Source organism: Pseudoalteromonas sp. 13-15 (assembly GCF_001468205.2).
In the GTDB taxonomy this organism is placed as follows: Bacteria; Pseudomonadota; Gammaproteobacteria; order Enterobacterales; family Alteromonadaceae; genus Pseudoalteromonas; species Pseudoalteromonas marina.
Genome location: NZ_CP019163.1, coordinates 38,750 through 54,867 on the forward strand (window position 1 = coordinate 38,750; position 16,118 = coordinate 54,867).

Genomic DNA, 16,118 nt, shown 5'->3' on the forward strand with positions numbered 1-16,118 from the left:
ATCAAACTAAATAACACAAGCCATTTTACGTTTATTATTAGCTTAGGCCTGCAAAAATGCGTGTAAGTATGTTACAAATAGCGCAAGTTTTATAAATAATGAATTTTTATGCGCACCCTAGAACAAATTAAACAAGCAAGCTTAATTACTGCTATTAAAACCCCGTATTTAGCTAATGGTGAAATAGATTTAGTCAAGTATGATGAACTCGTCGAAATACAAATTGCAGCGGGTGTAGATGGCATTGTGGTTGGTGGTACAACCGGCGAAGGTCAGTTAATGAACTGGGAAGAGCATTTAATGCTTATTGCGCACAGTGCAAACAAGTATGGCAATCAGTTACTAATTGTTGGTAATACAGGCAGTAATAATACGCGCGAGGCAATAAAGGCCACTAAATATGGCTTTGCAAGTGGAATGCATGCAGCGCTGCAAATTAATCCATATTATGGCCGTACGTCTATTGCGGGTGTAAAAGAGCACTTTAAACGCGTGCTCGATATAGGCCCTGCGTTTATTTACAACGTAGCAGGGCGCACAGGGCAAGATTTAACACCTGATATTATTGAGCCATTAGCAAAACACCCTAACTTAATTGGTGTAAAAGAATGCGGTGGTAACGAGCGAATTGCACATTACGAGCAGCAAGGTATTGCGTGCTGGTCTGGTAACGATGACGAAGCGCACGACGCACGCCATGTACACAAAGCCCACGGTGTTATATCGGTGACATCTAATCTTATTCCTGGGGTGTTCCGCCAGCTAATGGATACTAAAAATGATGCGTTAAATAGCTCATTACAACCTTTAATGAACTGGTTGTTTTGTGAGCCTAACCCGATTGCAATAAACACGGCATTGATGATGACGGGCGCTGTAAACCCCGTATTTAGATTGCCGTATTTACCATTGAATGATGAGCAGCAACAAATAGGGTTGCCACTCATTAATCAGTTAAATGAGGCCGATGTAGTAGGTGGCAAGGCTAGTGTACTTAACAGCGATGAAGTATTAACTCTTTCTTAATTAAGATTTAAGCCAAAAGTGAAACGTGCTCAGACGATTTCACTTTTGGCCTACTTTATTGCCAGTAATAATTTAATTTAAATTTCCAGCTTGTTAAGTTTGCATGCTTATAACTGAAACGAATGTCAAAATTTTGATTAATTGGAATTGATATTTCAGCTTGAGTTGATGACTTCTCATCATTTCCTAAAATAAATTGTTCGTGAGAAGCTCTTAATTTTATATCTGAGTATAGTGTTGTTATTACACCTAGTTCTAACGATGAATCATAAATCTTGTCTGTAGCAGCGAGATCTCCAATATACCCGTTAGCAAGCGTGAATATTAAGGTTTTATTATTGTTAGTGAGATAAGATTTACCTATTCCCCCCATTAAAAACGTGTTTGTGCAGCTTCGGCAAAGTGTATTCTGTCTTTCAAAACCAGCATTAATTTTCCATGATAAGTTATTTTCTTGTGGCCATTCAACGTAGGCTGGTGAAAAGGACTCTAGATCCAGTAAGTGTAGTTTATCTAGGTACACCTTAGAGTTTAAAATTGAGACTTCGGTATCAACCATTTCTAAATTAGAAAACGCAATGCGTGCAACATCTGACGCTAAGGAATCAAAATAACTTAGCCTAAATCCTAACCCTAGGTTGTGCTGTTCATTTACTCGTGTTGAAGAAACAGAAATGTTTGACGGCTTTTGCCCTTTGTGAGGCGCTTGTTGGGTATATGATGAGACTAGCACTTCATTACCAATTGGGAGTGTTAAACGCGTTTTAATAAGCGCCTTTTTTAAGCTTTTAATATGGTCAATATTGTGTTTTTTTATTTGCTGTAATTGGACTAGTTCAAATAATGTTTCAATAATTCGCTTTTTACTTTTTATATTGAGTGAGGTGAAATCATTTTGCTCAAGAAAATCAGGTGTTTTGTATATTTTCTCTGCAATGTTTGATTCGTTGGCAGTCAGCTTTTTCATGTACTCAATAAAAACAGTACTCCTAGATGGCGTAAAGAGTACGTCTTGAACCAGCTTTTTATTGTTATAAGTTGCCTGATTTAATTTTGAAAATACAGTTGTAGGGATCATCCAAGGCGAACTGTTATTTGTTAACTGCTCTCCTATAACAAGCTCTATTAGCTGCGCAATATGAAAAGCACAGTTTTCATCAGCAAAATAGTAATCGAATTGCGCACCGAGTATTTCCCATAAATGATTAGCAATAAACCTTGTATCGTTATTTTTTAAGGCTAACTTATATTCCCAAAGGTCTCTTAGTTCTATCTCGCCATAATTATGTTGGTGGCGGTAAAACAATTGATCTGAAAATCCCGCTTTATAACCGCCAAACAAGCCTTTTGTTATATAAACTAGTCCATTTTCGTTATCCGGTACATGAGCACCATAGTTTATGCTGTAATCGAGTAGTTTATTATTTTTGGCTGATGACCGATTTAGTTTTAACAACAAATGCCCATAAAGTGATGCGGGGTTACTCATATAACCCGATGCAAATATTAGGCTTATAGAATGTATAGGCTGCTCATCTCGCCATTGTTCTAGTTCAATACAGGAGGATTTAGGCTGCGTAAATGTGAGCCCTTGTTTTTGTAGCCACGTGTATCTTGCTGGGTATTTGCATTGTGTTAATGGATTTGAATTAAAGCTTTGCACAGTCGCTTTTAGTTCTTCAAAAGGGCTTGTTGCTCCCAGTGGAGATATAAAAAATGACGTGTTTGTAATATAGCTCTCATTAAACGCTGGTTTTTTGTAATGGCCTAAACTTAGCCATGTGGGATGTTGTGCTAATTGTTTTAATGTTGTTGATGCTTGAATATTAAACGAAGCAATAAAAAAAATAAAAATTATTGAAGAATGAATTTTCATAAATACCCAACGGGCTTGGGGTAGAAGAGCTAAAAGGGCTAAATTAGCCCTTTTATATATTATATTGCAGAACAGTTAGCTGAGAACTGGCTAGCAATGTTGCTTTCAACAAGTGTGTAAAGAGCCTGAGCATCGTTTACAGATGTTTGAGCAAAATCATTACGTATTGTTGAGATCATTTGCGTGTGAGCTGCGCTGTCACAACCACGTACATTAAGCATTGCTGAGATGTACTCGCCTTCACCTTGTGCAATTTCTTGCTCTAAGATTGGGAATGTTTGTTGAATAAATTGTGCAGTTTTAACGTTTGCACCTTTACAGCTTTCTACAGATGAAACATTTGAAGAAACAGCTGTTGTTCCTAAATCCCAAATAATGTTTGAGATAGCAGCGGCTGTACCATTATCAGGAAAAACCATTGCACCGATACCACATTGTTGCCATGGGTTAACATCTGCTTGCGCTGGGGTTACTACGAAAGCACTTGCTAATACTGCTGCAGTTAAACATCTTTTTATCATTATTAAATCCTTATTTAAATGTCCCTTAAATGGGGCTTGAATTCTATACATAAGAAAGCTGTAGAGCAATAACACGTTTAAAAAAAATTAATAATAAGTATATTTTGTAAATTTTTATGAGGTAAATATTTTTGCGAGAAGTGAGATTGCGGCTACTTTGTGAAAGAAACTCTGGGTTACAGGTAAGGTACTTTAATAAAACAAAATATTTAAATAGTAATATTGTTTAAAACTAACTCTTGGCTCATTTTTACTGTATAATTTGCGACCCTTGATAATGTGGCCGTAGGTTATACAGCATGAATTTTAAATCTTTTAGTTTCGCACCTGAAATCATCCAGGCATTAGACGAACTCAACTATCACACTCTTACGCCCATTCAACGCGCAGCAATTCCAGCTGTTCGTAAAGGTAAAGACGTTTTAGCCAGTGCACAAACTGGTACCGGTAAAACTGCCGCGTTTGCTTTACCTGTTATCCAAAAATTAATTGAGTCAGACTTAAGTACAACCAATGCACCTACTGCTTTGGTTTTAGCACCAACACGAGAATTAGCAGAGCAAATAGCCAATAACTGTAAAGAATATGCAAAGCATACCTCACTAAAAGTAGTGAGTTTATTTGGTGGAGTAAATACCGCAGGCCAAGAAAACGCATTAAAAGCAGGCGTTGATATTGTAGTCGCAACTCCGGGTCGTTTACTCGATCACATTCGCCTAGGTAACTTAAGCTTGGCCAATGTAAAGCACCTAGTACTTGATGAAGCCGACCGTATGCTTGATATGGGCTTTATCACAGATATGCAAACTGTGATTAAAAGCTGTGCTGATGACCGTCAAATTTTATTATTTTCGGCTACATTCCCTGCAGCTATTAAACAATTTGCTTCTAAGGTACTTAAGCAACCTGAAATTGTGCGTGTTGACCAAACTAATAGTACCGCATCTACTGTACAGCACGTTGTATACCCAGTGGAAGAGCGCCGCAAACAAGAACTTCTTTCTGAGCTGATTGGTAAAAAGAACTGGCAGCAAGTACTTGTGTTTGTAAATATGAAAGACACAGCGGATGAGCTAGTTAAAGAATTAAATCTCGATGGCATTCCTGCAACCGTTTGCCATGGCGATAAGTCACAAGGTAACCGACGCCGTGCTTTACGTGAGTTTAAAGAAGGTAAGGTACGTGTGCTAGTGGCCACTGAAGTTGCTGCGCGTGGTATTGATATTGATGGATTACCGCGTGTAATTAATATTGACTTACCATGGCTTGCTGAAGATTACGTTCACCGTATTGGCCGTACAGGCCGTGCTGGTAATCAAGGCCAAGCAATATCGTTTGTAAGCCGTGAAGAAGAAAATACATTATTTGAAATCGAAGCATTAATTGGTCAAAAAATTAAGCGTGTTTACCTCGAAGGCTATGAAGTGAGTAACCGCGAAGTGCTTATTGATAAAATAGGTAAAAAGCCGGCTCACTTACGCCGTACTCGTTCTAATAAGTTATCAGGGCAAGCAACGGGCGAAGCTCGCGCGGTAAACCGTTCGCGTATATCTAATGTGCGTAAAAGCTTAAAAGGTGCAAAGTTGTCACTTAAAAAATAACAACTCATATAAGAATTAATAAAACCTGAGTTTTTACTCAGGTTTTTTTATGGTCGAAATAAAGGCTTCGTCGATTATTTGAGCATGTGTGTAAGCTGCCTGTGGCTGGTTTTTATTTGCAATAATAGATAACCCAACAGGTAGTCCACTAACTTGACCAGCAGGAAGAGTAATATGAGTTGTGCCGGCAATTGCTGATAAAGAACTACTACTGCCTTGAAAGTTATCACCATTTACTAAGTCTGTTTTCCATGCAGGTGATGTTGTTGGGGCAATGACAACATCCACATTATTATTTTTGTATAAATTAGTAATTGCAGCTGTGGCCAGTTTGCGGTAACGGTGTTTAGCTTTTTGGTATTTGTCTGTTTGTGTTAAGTCGATAGCATTGGCTTGTATTAAAATATCTTGCCCAAAGTGGGGCATTTCAGCTGCTTTGTTTTGTATATTAAAATCAATCAATGCACTTAAACTTTTTATCTTCACTTGGTCAGGGGTATTTGCTAAATACTGGTTTATTTCATTTTTAAAATCATAAAGTAACACGTAATATTCATCGACAAAAAGCGTAGCTAGATCATCAGATATATCAATATTGGCTACTGTATGACCTGCCTGTTTGAGCGCTGAGAGCTGTTTTTTGTATAAACGCTGAGTCTCCACTGTAAACTTATCACTGGGCAACGCACCAATAACTAATGATGGTTTTGTAACTTTATATTGTGCTTGCAATTCAAAGCTATGTGTTGAAGTATCAAGCGGATCGCGTCCTTGTAGCACAGATAATACTAGGCGGGCATCTTTTAATGAGTGTGCCATTGGGCCAACACTGTCTTGGCTACTAGAAAGTGGCACTACACCAGAGCGCGATACTTGGCCCATGCTTGGTTTTATAGCATAAACGCCATTTACAGAAGCGGGGCAGGTAATAGAGCCATCGGTTTCTGTTCCAAGGGCTACAGGGGCAAAGTTAAGTGCGATGGCAACCGCTGATCCTGAGCTCGAACCACAGGGATTTCGGGTTGTATCATGCGCATTGTGTGTTTGCCCGCCAACTGCACTCCATCCAGACGATGAGTAAGACGATCTAAAATTTGCCCACTCACTTAAATTGGTTTTACCTAAAATAATAGCGCCCGCATTTCTTAACTGCTTAACAACAAATGCATCGTTATTAGTTATATTATTTTTAAGAGCTAAAGAGCCAGCTGTTGTTGGTAATGATCCAGTGGTTTCTATGTTATCTTTTAAAAGTACGGGTATTCCATGAAGAGGCCCAGCCCAAAGCCCTTGAGCACTAAGTTCATCAATTTTTTTTGCTTGCGTAACAGCTGTAGGTTCAATGTTAATGACGGCATTAAATTGAGGGTTAAGCTGATTAATTCGTTTAATATAGCCTTGAGTAAGTTGTTGAGCGGTAATTTTATTATTTTTATACGCCGAGTGGATCTCATCTATTGTTTTTAACTCGTGAGCTGAAATATTAAAAGCAACGACCCAGATTAATAGCCCTAATAATTTTTTTATCATAAAAAAGTACACAAATAATTTTTTGGTTACTTTTAACACAAAAAAGCCCCACAATGTGAGGCTTTACGATAATTAACTAAATAGCGCGTTTAAGCGTTTTCAAGCATTGAAAGCGCAACAGCTTCGGCAGCTTTAATGCCATCAATACCCGCTGATAATATACCGCCAGCGTAACCTGCGCCTTCACCTGCAGGGTAGAGTCCTTTGGTGTTAATGCTCTGAAAGCTTCTATCACGTTTTATACTAATGGGTGATGACGTGCGCGTTTCAACACCCGTTAGTAATCCATCATTAGTAGAAAACCCACGTATTTGCTTATTAAAAGCAGGAATAGCCTCACGTAACGCTTCAATAGCAAACGCAGGCAATACGTTACTTAAGTCAGTTAACTTAATTCCTGGTGTGTAAGAGGGTTTAACATCGCCTAAATCAGCAGAAGATTTGCCTTTTAAAAAGTCGCCGATAAGCTGGGCTGGTGCATCATAGTTTTCGCCGCCTAGCTTGTAAGCTTGCTCCTCTAATTTGCGTTGCAGCTCAATACCCGCTAAAGGATGGCCTGGGAAATCTTTTTCAGGTGAAATACCCACAACAATAGCACTATTTGCATTGCGCTCACTGCGTGAATATTGGCTCATACCATTGGTAACAACTCGGCCTTCTTCAGATGTTGCCGCAACGACAGTGCCACCAGGGCACATGCAAAAGCTATATACAGTGCGTCCGTTATTACAATGATGCACGAGCTTGTAGTCGGCAGAGCCTAAAATTGGGTTGCCAGCATTTGGTCCAAAGCGACACTCGTCAATCATTGATTGCTTGTGTTCTATTCTAAAGCCAACTGAAAAGGGCTTGGCTTCTACATAAATGCCTTTATCGTGAATCATTTTAAAGGTATCGCGTGCGCTGTGCCCAACGGCAAGAACAACGTGTCGTGTTTCAACATGTTCACCGTTAGAAAGGGTTAAGCCTGTTACTTGACCGTCATCTAAGTGAATATCATCTACACGGGTACTAAAGCGAATTTCACCACCTAACTCTATAATACGAGCGCGCATTTTTTCAATCATTGTCACAAGTTTAAACGTACCAATGTGAGGCTTACTTACATACAAAATTTCTTCAGGTGCGCCTGCTTCAACAAATTCGGTAATAACTTTACGGCCATAATGCTTAGGGTCTTTTACTTGGCTATATAATTTGCCATCTGAGAATGTACCCGCGCCGCCTTCACCAAACTGCACATTTGATTCGGTGTTTAGTGCTTTTTTACGCCAAAAGCCAAAGGTATCTTTGGTACGCTCACGTACTTCTTTACCACGTTCAACAATAATTGGATTAAATCCCATTTGTGCAAGCACTAAGCCTGCAAATAAACCACAGGGGCCAAAACCTATAACAACGGGGCGCTCTGTGATGTTTTTATTTGCTTGAGCTACAAATTTATAGGATGTGTCGGGCGCTGTTTTAACATGTTGATCTTTTGCAAATGCAGCTAAAAGCTCAGCTTCGTTATCAACTTCTATATCAAGGGTGTAAATGAGTAATATGGCTGTTTTTTTTCGCGCGTCGTAGCCACGTTTAAATACGTTATAACTGTGTAATTGTTCTGGTTGTATTTTTAGTTTGTTGATAATGGCTTGGCCAATGGCATTTTCATCATGATCAAGTGGCAATTTTATTTCAGTTAAACGTATCATTAATATCTCTATTTGGTGTCTTAGCGGTTGTATATCCGCTCACAATAAGAAAGTGTAGGGCGCGAATTGGCTTTACATTAAGGGCGCATATATTACGTTAAATTGGCTAATTATGGCAGTTATTTATTGTATTTTTGAGGTGAAAGGGTATGATCGCGCACTATTAAATTAGCTTTATGGTACAAAAAATTTATGGCGTTTGTAGTTACTGAAAATTGCATAAAATGTAAGTACACCGATTGCGTATCAGTGTGTCCTGCCGATGCATTTTTTGAAGGCCCTAATTTTTTAGCAATTAGCCCAATTGATTGTATTGATTGTGGATTATGCGTACCGGAATGCCCAGCTGAAGCAATTTATCAAGAAGATGAGTTACCCGACTCTCAAAAAGAGTTCACTGAACTTAATGCAGAGCTTGCCTTAATTTGGCCGCGCATTACCCAAGTCAAATCTGCCCCAGATGATGCAGACACATGGAATGGAGTTGAGAATAAGCTAAAGCTACTCGACACCTAACCGTCCAATTAAAATAACCCTTTATTATTAATTAGTTAATATTCAGCGAAATTTTGTTTGCAAGGTATTAACAAATGTACTCGCTTAAATTACACTCCGGCTTAGAAATTACTCATATTGGGTAAAGTTGTTCTAAATGGATGTTTATGCAGTACTTTATAACTATAAAAAAACCACTCACGCTTTTAATTTTATCCTTTTTTCTCCTATTTAATAGCTTCTGTGTATTTGCAGAAAAAGAGCAGGTATCGCTAGCACGAATCAATCAAAATATTAGTGTTGATGGCGTACTTGATGAAGCGCAGTGGCAAAAAGCGACCTACGTTCCTTTACTCGTTCAAGATGAGCCTAATGAAAGAGGCGCGCCTCCGGTAAAAACCGATGCCTACATGTACGAAGATGGCACAAATTTGTATGTTGGTTTTATTGCTTACGACCCTGACCCAGATCAAATACGTGCTTCACTTCGTGACCGAGATACCCTTTGGCAAGATGATACTGTCATACTTGTAATAGACACCTTTAATGATGAGCGCTCAGGCTATGAGTTTTTTGTTAATCCGTTAGGTGCACAAGGCGATTTACGCATGAGCGATACCGATGGTTGGCAGTCTGATCCGTCGTGGAATGCAATTTGGGATAGTGCCGGAAAAATTACCGATGAAGGTTATGTAGTTGAAATGCGTATTCCTTTTAAAGCATTGCGTTTTCCAGAAGATAAAAAAGACTTAACGTGGGGGTTTTTGTTAATGAGGAATTACCCACGGGACGTGCTCTATCAAATATCTAACATGGGGTTCGACCGCGATGTCAAATGTAGCCTTTGCCAGTTCGATAAGTTAACGGGCTTAAGTGAAATTGAATCAAGTAAAAATGTACAACTTACCCCAACGCTTACAGCGCTTCGTCACGATGATAAAGCGCAACTCCCCGGTGACTGGGAGAACGGTAACATAGATACTGAAGCCGGTTTAGATTTACGCTGGGGAATAACAAAAGACGCGGTATTAAATGCGACTATTAATCCTGATTTTTCGCAGGTAGAGACTGATTCTCTAGAGCTTGATGTAAATACAACCTACTCAATTTATTATGCAGAAAAAAGACCTTTCTTTTTAGATGGTGCCTCATATTTTAAAAGTAGCTTATTTGAGCTTTTATACACCCGAACCATTGCAGAGCCAACTTTAGGCGCTAAGTTAACCGGTAAAACGGATGGGCATAGCTATGCACTTATGTTAGCTGATGATAAAAACAGTAATATTCTACTTCCTTCAAATCAAGGCTCTGGTTTTGCTTCATTAAATGAAAAAACACAGGCAGCAGTAGGCCGTTATCAATATGACTTAGGTGATCAAGGAACGTTGGGCGTTTCAAGTACACACCGACAAAGCGATAATTATCGTAATACGGTACTATCAGTTGATGGCAGTTATTGGTTTAATCAGTCAGATACATTGCTTTATCAGGTTTCGTCAGCTGACACACAAAATTCTGACTTTTTGGTTGATAACTATGGACTATCCAAAACGCAATCTGATCAGGCATACGCAATTGAGTTAACGCGTGACAAGCGAGACTATAAACTTTACACATCTTATGAAAATATTGGTGAGGATTATCGCACCGATTTAGGATACCAAGCAAAAGTTGATTATGAAAAAGTGCTAATTGGTGGCGGTCAAACGTGGTATCGAGATGAGTTAGATTTAATTACTTCATGGTCTTATGAAGCTGATTGGGATAAAACCTGGTCGCAAAGTGGTGACTTGCTTGAGGAAGAATACGAAGGCTTTTTAAGTTTTAAGGGGCAAAAGCAGTCTTTATTTAATATTGGTTTTATCCATCGTAAAGAAAGTTATTACGATGAATTTTACAATCAGAATATAGGTTATCTTTACACTTCGCTTAAACCGACAAAAGACTTGAACTTATCGTTTTACTTAGAATATGCAAGCCGTATTGACTATACAAATTTAGAGCTTGGCGATGTACTTAATACACAAACGCAAGCAGTTTGGGATATAAACGATCATTGGCAAGTGGATATAAGACACAGTTATAGTAAGTTAGATAACCCACGAGATGACCGCGTTTACACAGCTAATTTAGTCGACTTTAGACTGCATTATAAATTTAATATGCGATCAATGTTAAAGCTGATTTTACAGGTTGAAGATATAGACAGAAACAAAGACGCTTATTTTTATCAAGTAAGCAAAACAAATAAAGACTATGGCAGCCAACTCGTTTATTCGTATAAAATTAACGCACAAACGTTATTTTACCTAGGTTACTCAGATAGAGGGTATCAGGATGATACACTAGAAAATATTGAGCGCGACCAACGCACCTTTTTTACAAAAGTAAGTTACGCATGGCAGCTTTAAAAGCATAGATAGATTTAAGCTCACAAGCAAAATATACACATAAGCTGTTTGTGAGCAATCTATCAAATACATGGTCTGACTTTGCGGATACTTTGCGCTAAAAATAATTGCCTTAACGAATAAACAATAACTTAGCTATATTAAAATGAACAAAAAATAGCATACAAGTCATTAATAATTGCTTACAAACAAAAATAGGGGATATAATGAGCATTTAGTTATTAAGGATTAGTATTGTTAGGGAATTTTTCATGAACAAATTAAAGCATGTTGGATTAATTTCCTTAGTCACTTTGTTATTTTGCTTTTACCTAAATGCTGAATTAACGAGCCAAATAAGCCGTACCAATCTGTTTCAGTCTAATTTTAGTGTTAAAAAATTTGATATAAGCAGCACCAGTTTAGATATTGCTCCTTGGTATAACCCTGTTTTAAGCGGTCATTATACAATTGACAGTGCTTCTCAAACATTACTTCTTGTTAAAACAACGGATCAACATTTTATTGCGGCTGATTCAAACGCACTCATCTTGATGGTGTTAACGTCGCCTAAAAACATTATTATTTTCTTCTCTTGTATACTTGTGCTTGCTGTCTACATAAAAAAACAAAGCAGGAAACAAAATCACAAACATAAGCTAAGCCAACTTAATCAGCAGGCTAATAAACTTTTAGAGTCGTTTAACTTAGATATTGAACCTGCTCAAAACCCTAATGGTATTAGTAATTTAAGCAAATCTATCACGACCTTAAATATGCATGTAGTGAATTATGTGAAACAAACACAAACAAGTATATGCCAAGATAAATTAACACAACTCATCGATAGACATGCCTACATAGAGCATATTGGTAGGCACATAAATCAAACCGGTCAAAAAGAACTCAATTGTGCATTGTTGTTTATAGATTTAGATGGGTTTAAGCAAGTAAATGATTCATTTGGTCATAGTTTTGGCGACGAAATATTGGTGCAAGTTGCCACGCGATTAGCTAATGTGTTGCGTCACCATAAGTTGAGTAATATCAATTCTGCAAACCAGTTAGAACAAAATTTATCGCGTTTAGGCGGTGATGAATTCTCTATATTTATTGAATCGTTGGACGAAAGTGACAAAGTAGTCGACATAGCCAAGCAAGTACTTAGTGAGCTTGAAAAAGACTTTGTGCTTGGCAATAAGATTGTAAAAATTAGCGCAAGCATTGGTATTGCTACTTATCCAGAAAGCGCATCTACACCACAAGCACTATTACAACTAGCTGATGTAGCAATGTATCGTGCTAAAAGTGATGGTAAAGGTATTTTTAAAGTTTATTCTCCAGAAATGGGTAATAAAATGCGTCGCTATCATTACTTACTTGAAGAGCTGCGTTTAGCCATTGCATGCAAAGACTTTTATTTGTCTTTTCAGCCAATTGTGCACGTAGAAGATTGCATGATTGACTATTTTGAAGCGCTCACTCGATGGAATCACCCCGTTGAAGGTATGATCTCTCCCGCTGAATTTATTCCTATTGCTGAAGAATCAAATTTAATATTAGAGTTAGGTGATTGGATTATGCTTGAGTCATGCAGACAAATGGCTGCTTGGCACAATGCGGGTATGCGTAAAGTAAAAATATCAGTGAATATTTCCGGTATTCAGTTAAAACATCGTGATATATACGATTGGATCACAAAAATCCTCAAAAGTACGGGGTTACCGGCAACGTCTTTAATGCTAGAAGTAACAGAGTCTACCTTTATTCAGGCGAGCTCTAGAATTATTGATGAGTTGAGCAAGCTAAGAGAAGACGGTGTAACTATTGCTATAGACGATTTTGGTACCGGGTTTAGCTCTTTAAGTACGCTAGCAGATTTACCCATCGATGTTATAAAAATAGATCGCTCGTTTATTACACAAGCTAACAAAAGCAAAAAATATAACGACATACTCAATACAATTAGTGAGCTTGGGCAAAGATTGGGGCTTAAAATTGTCGCAGAAGGCGTTGAAGAAATCGCCCAGTTTGAGCTTGTGAAAAAATTAGGTGTGAGCTCAGTTCAAGGTTATTTAGTCAGTCGACCTGAGTCGTCAATTAATGTAGGAAATAAAGTGTTACGTAATAATAACGCTAATTTATCTGCATCTGGCTCTAGCGCCTGGGAAATTTCTAAATAAATGTGTTGCTAGGGCGTTTACTGGACAATTTTTTAATTAAGGCATAGCTTTAGTTAAACTAATAATAAAAACGAATGTAAAGGCTTAGATAATATGCATCGAAGCTCCCTAATCAAAGAAAACCTTAATGATACCGTTAGATTGCTTTACGAGAACGCTTATTCAGGTTTACTCGTCTCTTTATTTGCCAGCGCATGTATTGCTTTTAGTTTTAATAAAGGCGGATTGTTAAGCTATAACGACAAGCTAGTTTGGTGGCTTATTATGCTGCTTGCTTTGGGGATCCGTTTTTTAGATATTCGTCTATTTTTAAAAACAAACAAAACGGCTACCCAATTAGACCTACTAAAGTTTTCAACAGGGGTTATTATAACTGCCATTATATGGTGCAGTTATGCCTTGTATTTTCACACTTCTTTTGCCCCCCTAGAAGCCACAAGTATCATAATTATATTATCCGCTCTTGGTGGTGGCTCTGCCAATGTTTTGTCAGCACATAAGCTGACCTGTTTTGCTTATGCTTTTATTCTGTTATTTCCCTACGCTTTAGTGCTAATAATGTCTGAAGACTATTACGAAAATGTACTCGGCTTTTTGGGTATTGGCTATGGCTCAATTACCTTGTTAACTCTAAATAAAGCATCTGCATTTACACAACAGGCAATACATTTAAAAAATCAAAACAGCGATTTGCTAGAAAGAATGGAGCTAAGAGTTGACGCGCGTACTAAAGAAATAATGCATTTATCAAACTCTGATTCGCTAACTCAATTATTAAATCGAAATGCATTTTTAAATGATGCAAAAAAGAGAATTAAGCATTATCCAGACCCACCTTTTGCGCTATTTTTTATAGACCTAGATGGGTTTAAGAATATAAATGACGTGATGGGTCACAAGGTAGGCGATAATGTTTTAAGAAGAACAGCGAAACGTATTTCTGACGTGTGTGCTCATAATCAGCAAAAGTGCCGCTGGGGTGGCGATGAGTTTTTAATTTTAAGTGATTTTGTATGCAAAGAAAATACATACGATTTTGCTAAAGAAATTATTGATGCAATTACGCAGGATCATCCAGAAACAGAGCACGGTGCACGGGTAGGGGCAACCATAGGTATTGCACTTTACCCAGAGCATGGTAGAGATCTGGATGCCTTAATTTTAAATGCCGATATGGCAATGTATCATCAAAAGAGAATGAATCGTGGGCAAATAAGTTTTTTTAGCGAGTCGCTTCGTTCAGAATTAGAAAGAAAGCGCCTACTTAGCGAAGAGCTTTTATCAGCGCTCATCAACAATTGTTTTTCGTTAGTATACCAGCCCATTATTGACTCTAAAACACATGATATTTATGCGATTGAGGCGCTTATACGTTGGCAATTGAAAGGAGAAAACATTCCTCCTGACGAGTTTATACCTATTGCTGAGCAGTATGGGTTAATTTCAAAAATAGGTTTTTGGGTACTCGAAACGGCATGCCAACAAGCACTTACTTTTCAAAAATTAACTCCAGATTTATCAGTCAGTATTAATGTATCTGTAATGCAGCTTAAGGAGATAGAGTTTGCCAGTAAGGTTAAAAGCATTTTGGCGGATTTAAATTTTCCTGCTCATAAGCTTCATTTAGAAGTAACTGAATCTGTATTTGCAAACGATAAGCATACATTTTTGTATGTGGTTAAATCATTACAAGAGTTGGGTGTTAGAATTTCAATAGATGATTTTGGAACCGGTTACTCTTCTTTATCAAGTATGCTTGATGTTGGTGTAGATATTGTAAAAGTAGATAAAAGTTTTGTTCAAGATGAGGATGAAAGAGGCTTAAGCATTGTTAACGCAGTAGTGCAAATGGCAAGTTCGTTTAATTTTAATGTTATTGCTGAAGGGGTTGAAACACCTTTGCAGTGCAAAAAGCTTACTCAACTTGGCGTAACGCATTTGCAAGGGTATTACTTTTCAAGACCGCTGACCTCAAGCGCATTAATTGAATATTTAAACAATAAAAAAGCCTCATAAAGAGGCTTTTTTCAGTTTAACGAACCTGGGTTGTGGTTCGCTAACTTTATGTACAGAGTTAAAATTAATTAATCTTTATAAATCAAATGTTCTTGAAATTGCTAACACGATGCGCTCATCGGCGTAATCGTAGTCAAGGCTAGTATTTTCAGCTGCTACTTCAATACCAAAACCTTCGTAACTTGTTTGATAAGCAAGACGGTAGTGATTATACGATTTCTTTTGGTTTACATCCCAAGCCCATTTTTCACCGTCAAGTGAATTAGAGATATCAAAACTTGCACGTATTGCATGATTTGGTGCAAGTTCATAAGTATGAGCAATCATTGAAACTACATGGCCCGCACTTGTTCCAAAATAATCCCAGCTGTACCAAAAGTTAAGCTCTGTTTGGCCGTAGTCACTTGCGTAACCAAATTTAGTATAAACCTCTGGGTAATTTCCATCACTGTTATTACCTTGGTATGTATAGTATGCAATACCGTAGTCAACGCTAAACTTGTCGTTTAATTGTACATATCGACCAACATAGCCATCTAGTTCAAAATCAGTATCGTCACCAAAGTCAACGTTTGACGCCCATACACCGGCATACACGCCATTATCAAAAGCATAATCTAAACTTGCTTGTAAGGCAGGGTCGTTATCTGTTTGGCTAACGCCATTAAAAGTGTAATCTGATGCTGCTGTAATAGTTGTTGACCAGTCTGCAGCTGCCGTTGTTGATAAAAGTGCTAGTGGCAATGCTACTGCAAGTTGTTTTAGTTTGTTGTTCATTATAAA

The 16,118-nt window shown here is 37.9% G+C and carries 11 protein-coding genes; 6 read left to right on the forward strand and 5 right to left on the reverse strand.

Going from position 1 to position 16,118, the window contains the following annotated elements; translation table 11 throughout:
- Positions 1 to 108 precede the first annotated feature (108 nt).
- Positions 109 to 1,026, forward strand: coding sequence for a 4-hydroxy-tetrahydrodipicolinate synthase (gene dapA / locus ATS72_RS15715; protein ID WP_058429197.1), 918 nt, complete (start codon positions 109 to 111; stop codon positions 1,024 to 1,026).
- 55 nt (positions 1,027 to 1,081) lie between these two features.
- On the opposite strand, the gene ATS72_RS15720 is transcribed toward dapA, so the two are convergent.
- Positions 1,082 to 2,902 (reverse strand): Lnb N-terminal periplasmic domain-containing protein, encoded by a 1,821-nt coding sequence (locus ATS72_RS15720; protein ID WP_058429198.1) that lies wholly within the window; start codon positions 2,900 to 2,902, stop codon positions 1,082 to 1,084.
- 59 nt (positions 2,903 to 2,961) lie between these two features.
- Entirely contained in the window at positions 2,962 to 3,423 is a 462-nt protein-coding gene (locus ATS72_RS15725; protein WP_008127917.1) for a DUF3015 family protein, read from the reverse strand.
- A 299-nt stretch (positions 3,424 to 3,722) separates the two neighbouring features.
- Between ATS72_RS15725 and ATS72_RS15730 the strand changes: the two genes are divergently transcribed.
- Entirely contained in the window at positions 3,723 to 5,024 is a 1,302-nt protein-coding gene (locus ATS72_RS15730) for a DEAD/DEAH box helicase (protein WP_006791752.1), read from the forward strand.
- Between the two features lie 33 nt (positions 5,025 to 5,057).
- Here the strand turns inward: ATS72_RS15730 and ATS72_RS15735 are convergent, their stop codons facing one another.
- On the reverse strand, positions 5,058 to 6,554 hold the full coding sequence (locus ATS72_RS15735; RefSeq protein WP_058429418.1) for an amidase family protein: 1,497 nt from the start codon (positions 6,552 to 6,554) through the stop codon (positions 5,058 to 5,060).
- An 89-nt stretch (positions 6,555 to 6,643) separates the two neighbouring features.
- Complete coding sequence (locus ATS72_RS15740; RefSeq protein WP_058429199.1) at positions 6,644 to 8,251, reverse strand: NAD(P)/FAD-dependent oxidoreductase; 1,608 nt, start codon at positions 8,249 to 8,251, stop codon at positions 6,644 to 6,646.
- A 192-nt stretch (positions 8,252 to 8,443) separates the two neighbouring features.
- Between ATS72_RS15740 and fdxA the strand changes: the two genes are divergently transcribed.
- The 4 genes from fdxA (at position 8,444) to ATS72_RS15760 (ending at position 15,335) form a co-directional block, all read left to right on the forward strand.
- Positions 8,444 to 8,767: a ferredoxin FdxA gene (gene fdxA / locus ATS72_RS15745; protein ID WP_006791755.1), complete on the forward strand. Its 324-nt coding sequence runs from the start codon at positions 8,444 to 8,446 to the stop codon at positions 8,765 to 8,767.
- A 146-nt stretch (positions 8,768 to 8,913) separates the two neighbouring features.
- Complete coding sequence (locus tag ATS72_RS15750) at positions 8,914 to 11,157, forward strand: carbohydrate binding family 9 domain-containing protein (protein WP_058429200.1); 2,244 nt, start codon at positions 8,914 to 8,916, stop codon at positions 11,155 to 11,157.
- Positions 11,158 to 11,408: 251 nt separating this feature from the next.
- Positions 11,409 to 13,319, forward strand: coding sequence for a putative bifunctional diguanylate cyclase/phosphodiesterase (locus tag ATS72_RS15755; RefSeq protein ID WP_058429201.1), 1,911 nt, complete (start codon positions 11,409 to 11,411; stop codon positions 13,317 to 13,319).
- A gap of 93 nt (positions 13,320 to 13,412) precedes the next feature.
- Positions 13,413 to 15,335: a putative bifunctional diguanylate cyclase/phosphodiesterase gene (locus ATS72_RS15760; RefSeq protein WP_058429202.1), complete on the forward strand. Its 1,923-nt coding sequence runs from the start codon at positions 13,413 to 13,415 to the stop codon at positions 15,333 to 15,335.
- 75 nt (positions 15,336 to 15,410) lie between these two features.
- Here ATS72_RS15760 and ATS72_RS15765 read toward each other — a convergent pair whose 3' ends face one another.
- Positions 15,411 to 16,112 carry a TorF family putative porin gene (locus tag ATS72_RS15765; protein WP_039037422.1) on the reverse strand — a complete coding sequence of 234 codons (702 nt, stop codon included), beginning with the start codon at positions 16,110 to 16,112 and terminating at the stop codon, positions 15,411 to 15,413.
- Positions 16,113 to 16,118: the final 6 nt, after the last annotated feature.

Bases quoted from the DNA above. Each gene is read 5' to 3' on its own strand.
- ATS72_RS15735 (WP_058429418.1), bottom strand. From the start codon at position 6,554: ATGATAAAAAAATTATTAGGGCTATTAATCTGGGTCGTTGCTTTTAAT.
- ATS72_RS15750 (WP_058429200.1), top strand. From the start codon at position 8,914: ATGCAGTACTTTATAACTATAAAAAAACCACTCACGCTTTTAATTTTA.
- ATS72_RS15730 (WP_006791752.1), top strand. From the start codon at position 3,723: ATGAATTTTAAATCTTTTAGTTTCGCACCTGAAATCATCCAGGCATTA.
- ATS72_RS15755 (WP_058429201.1), top strand. From the start codon at position 11,409: ATGAACAAATTAAAGCATGTTGGATTAATTTCCTTAGTCACTTTGTTA.
- dapA (WP_058429197.1), top strand. From the start codon at position 109: ATGCGCACCCTAGAACAAATTAAACAAGCAAGCTTAATTACTGCTATT.
- ATS72_RS15720 (WP_058429198.1), bottom strand. From the start codon at position 2,902: ATGAAAATTCATTCTTCAATAATTTTTATTTTTTTTATTGCTTCGTTT.
- ATS72_RS15765 (WP_039037422.1), bottom strand. From the start codon at position 16,112: ATGAACAACAAACTAAAACAACTTGCAGTAGCATTGCCACTAGCACTT.
- fdxA (WP_006791755.1), top strand. From the start codon at position 8,444: ATGGCGTTTGTAGTTACTGAAAATTGCATAAAATGTAAGTACACCGAT.
- ATS72_RS15725 (WP_008127917.1), bottom strand. From the start codon at position 3,423: ATGATAAAAAGATGTTTAACTGCAGCAGTATTAGCAAGTGCTTTCGTA.
- ATS72_RS15760 (WP_058429202.1), top strand. From the start codon at position 13,413: ATGCATCGAAGCTCCCTAATCAAAGAAAACCTTAATGATACCGTTAGA.
- ATS72_RS15740 (WP_058429199.1), bottom strand. From the start codon at position 8,251: ATGATACGTTTAACTGAAATAAAATTGCCACTTGATCATGATGAAAAT.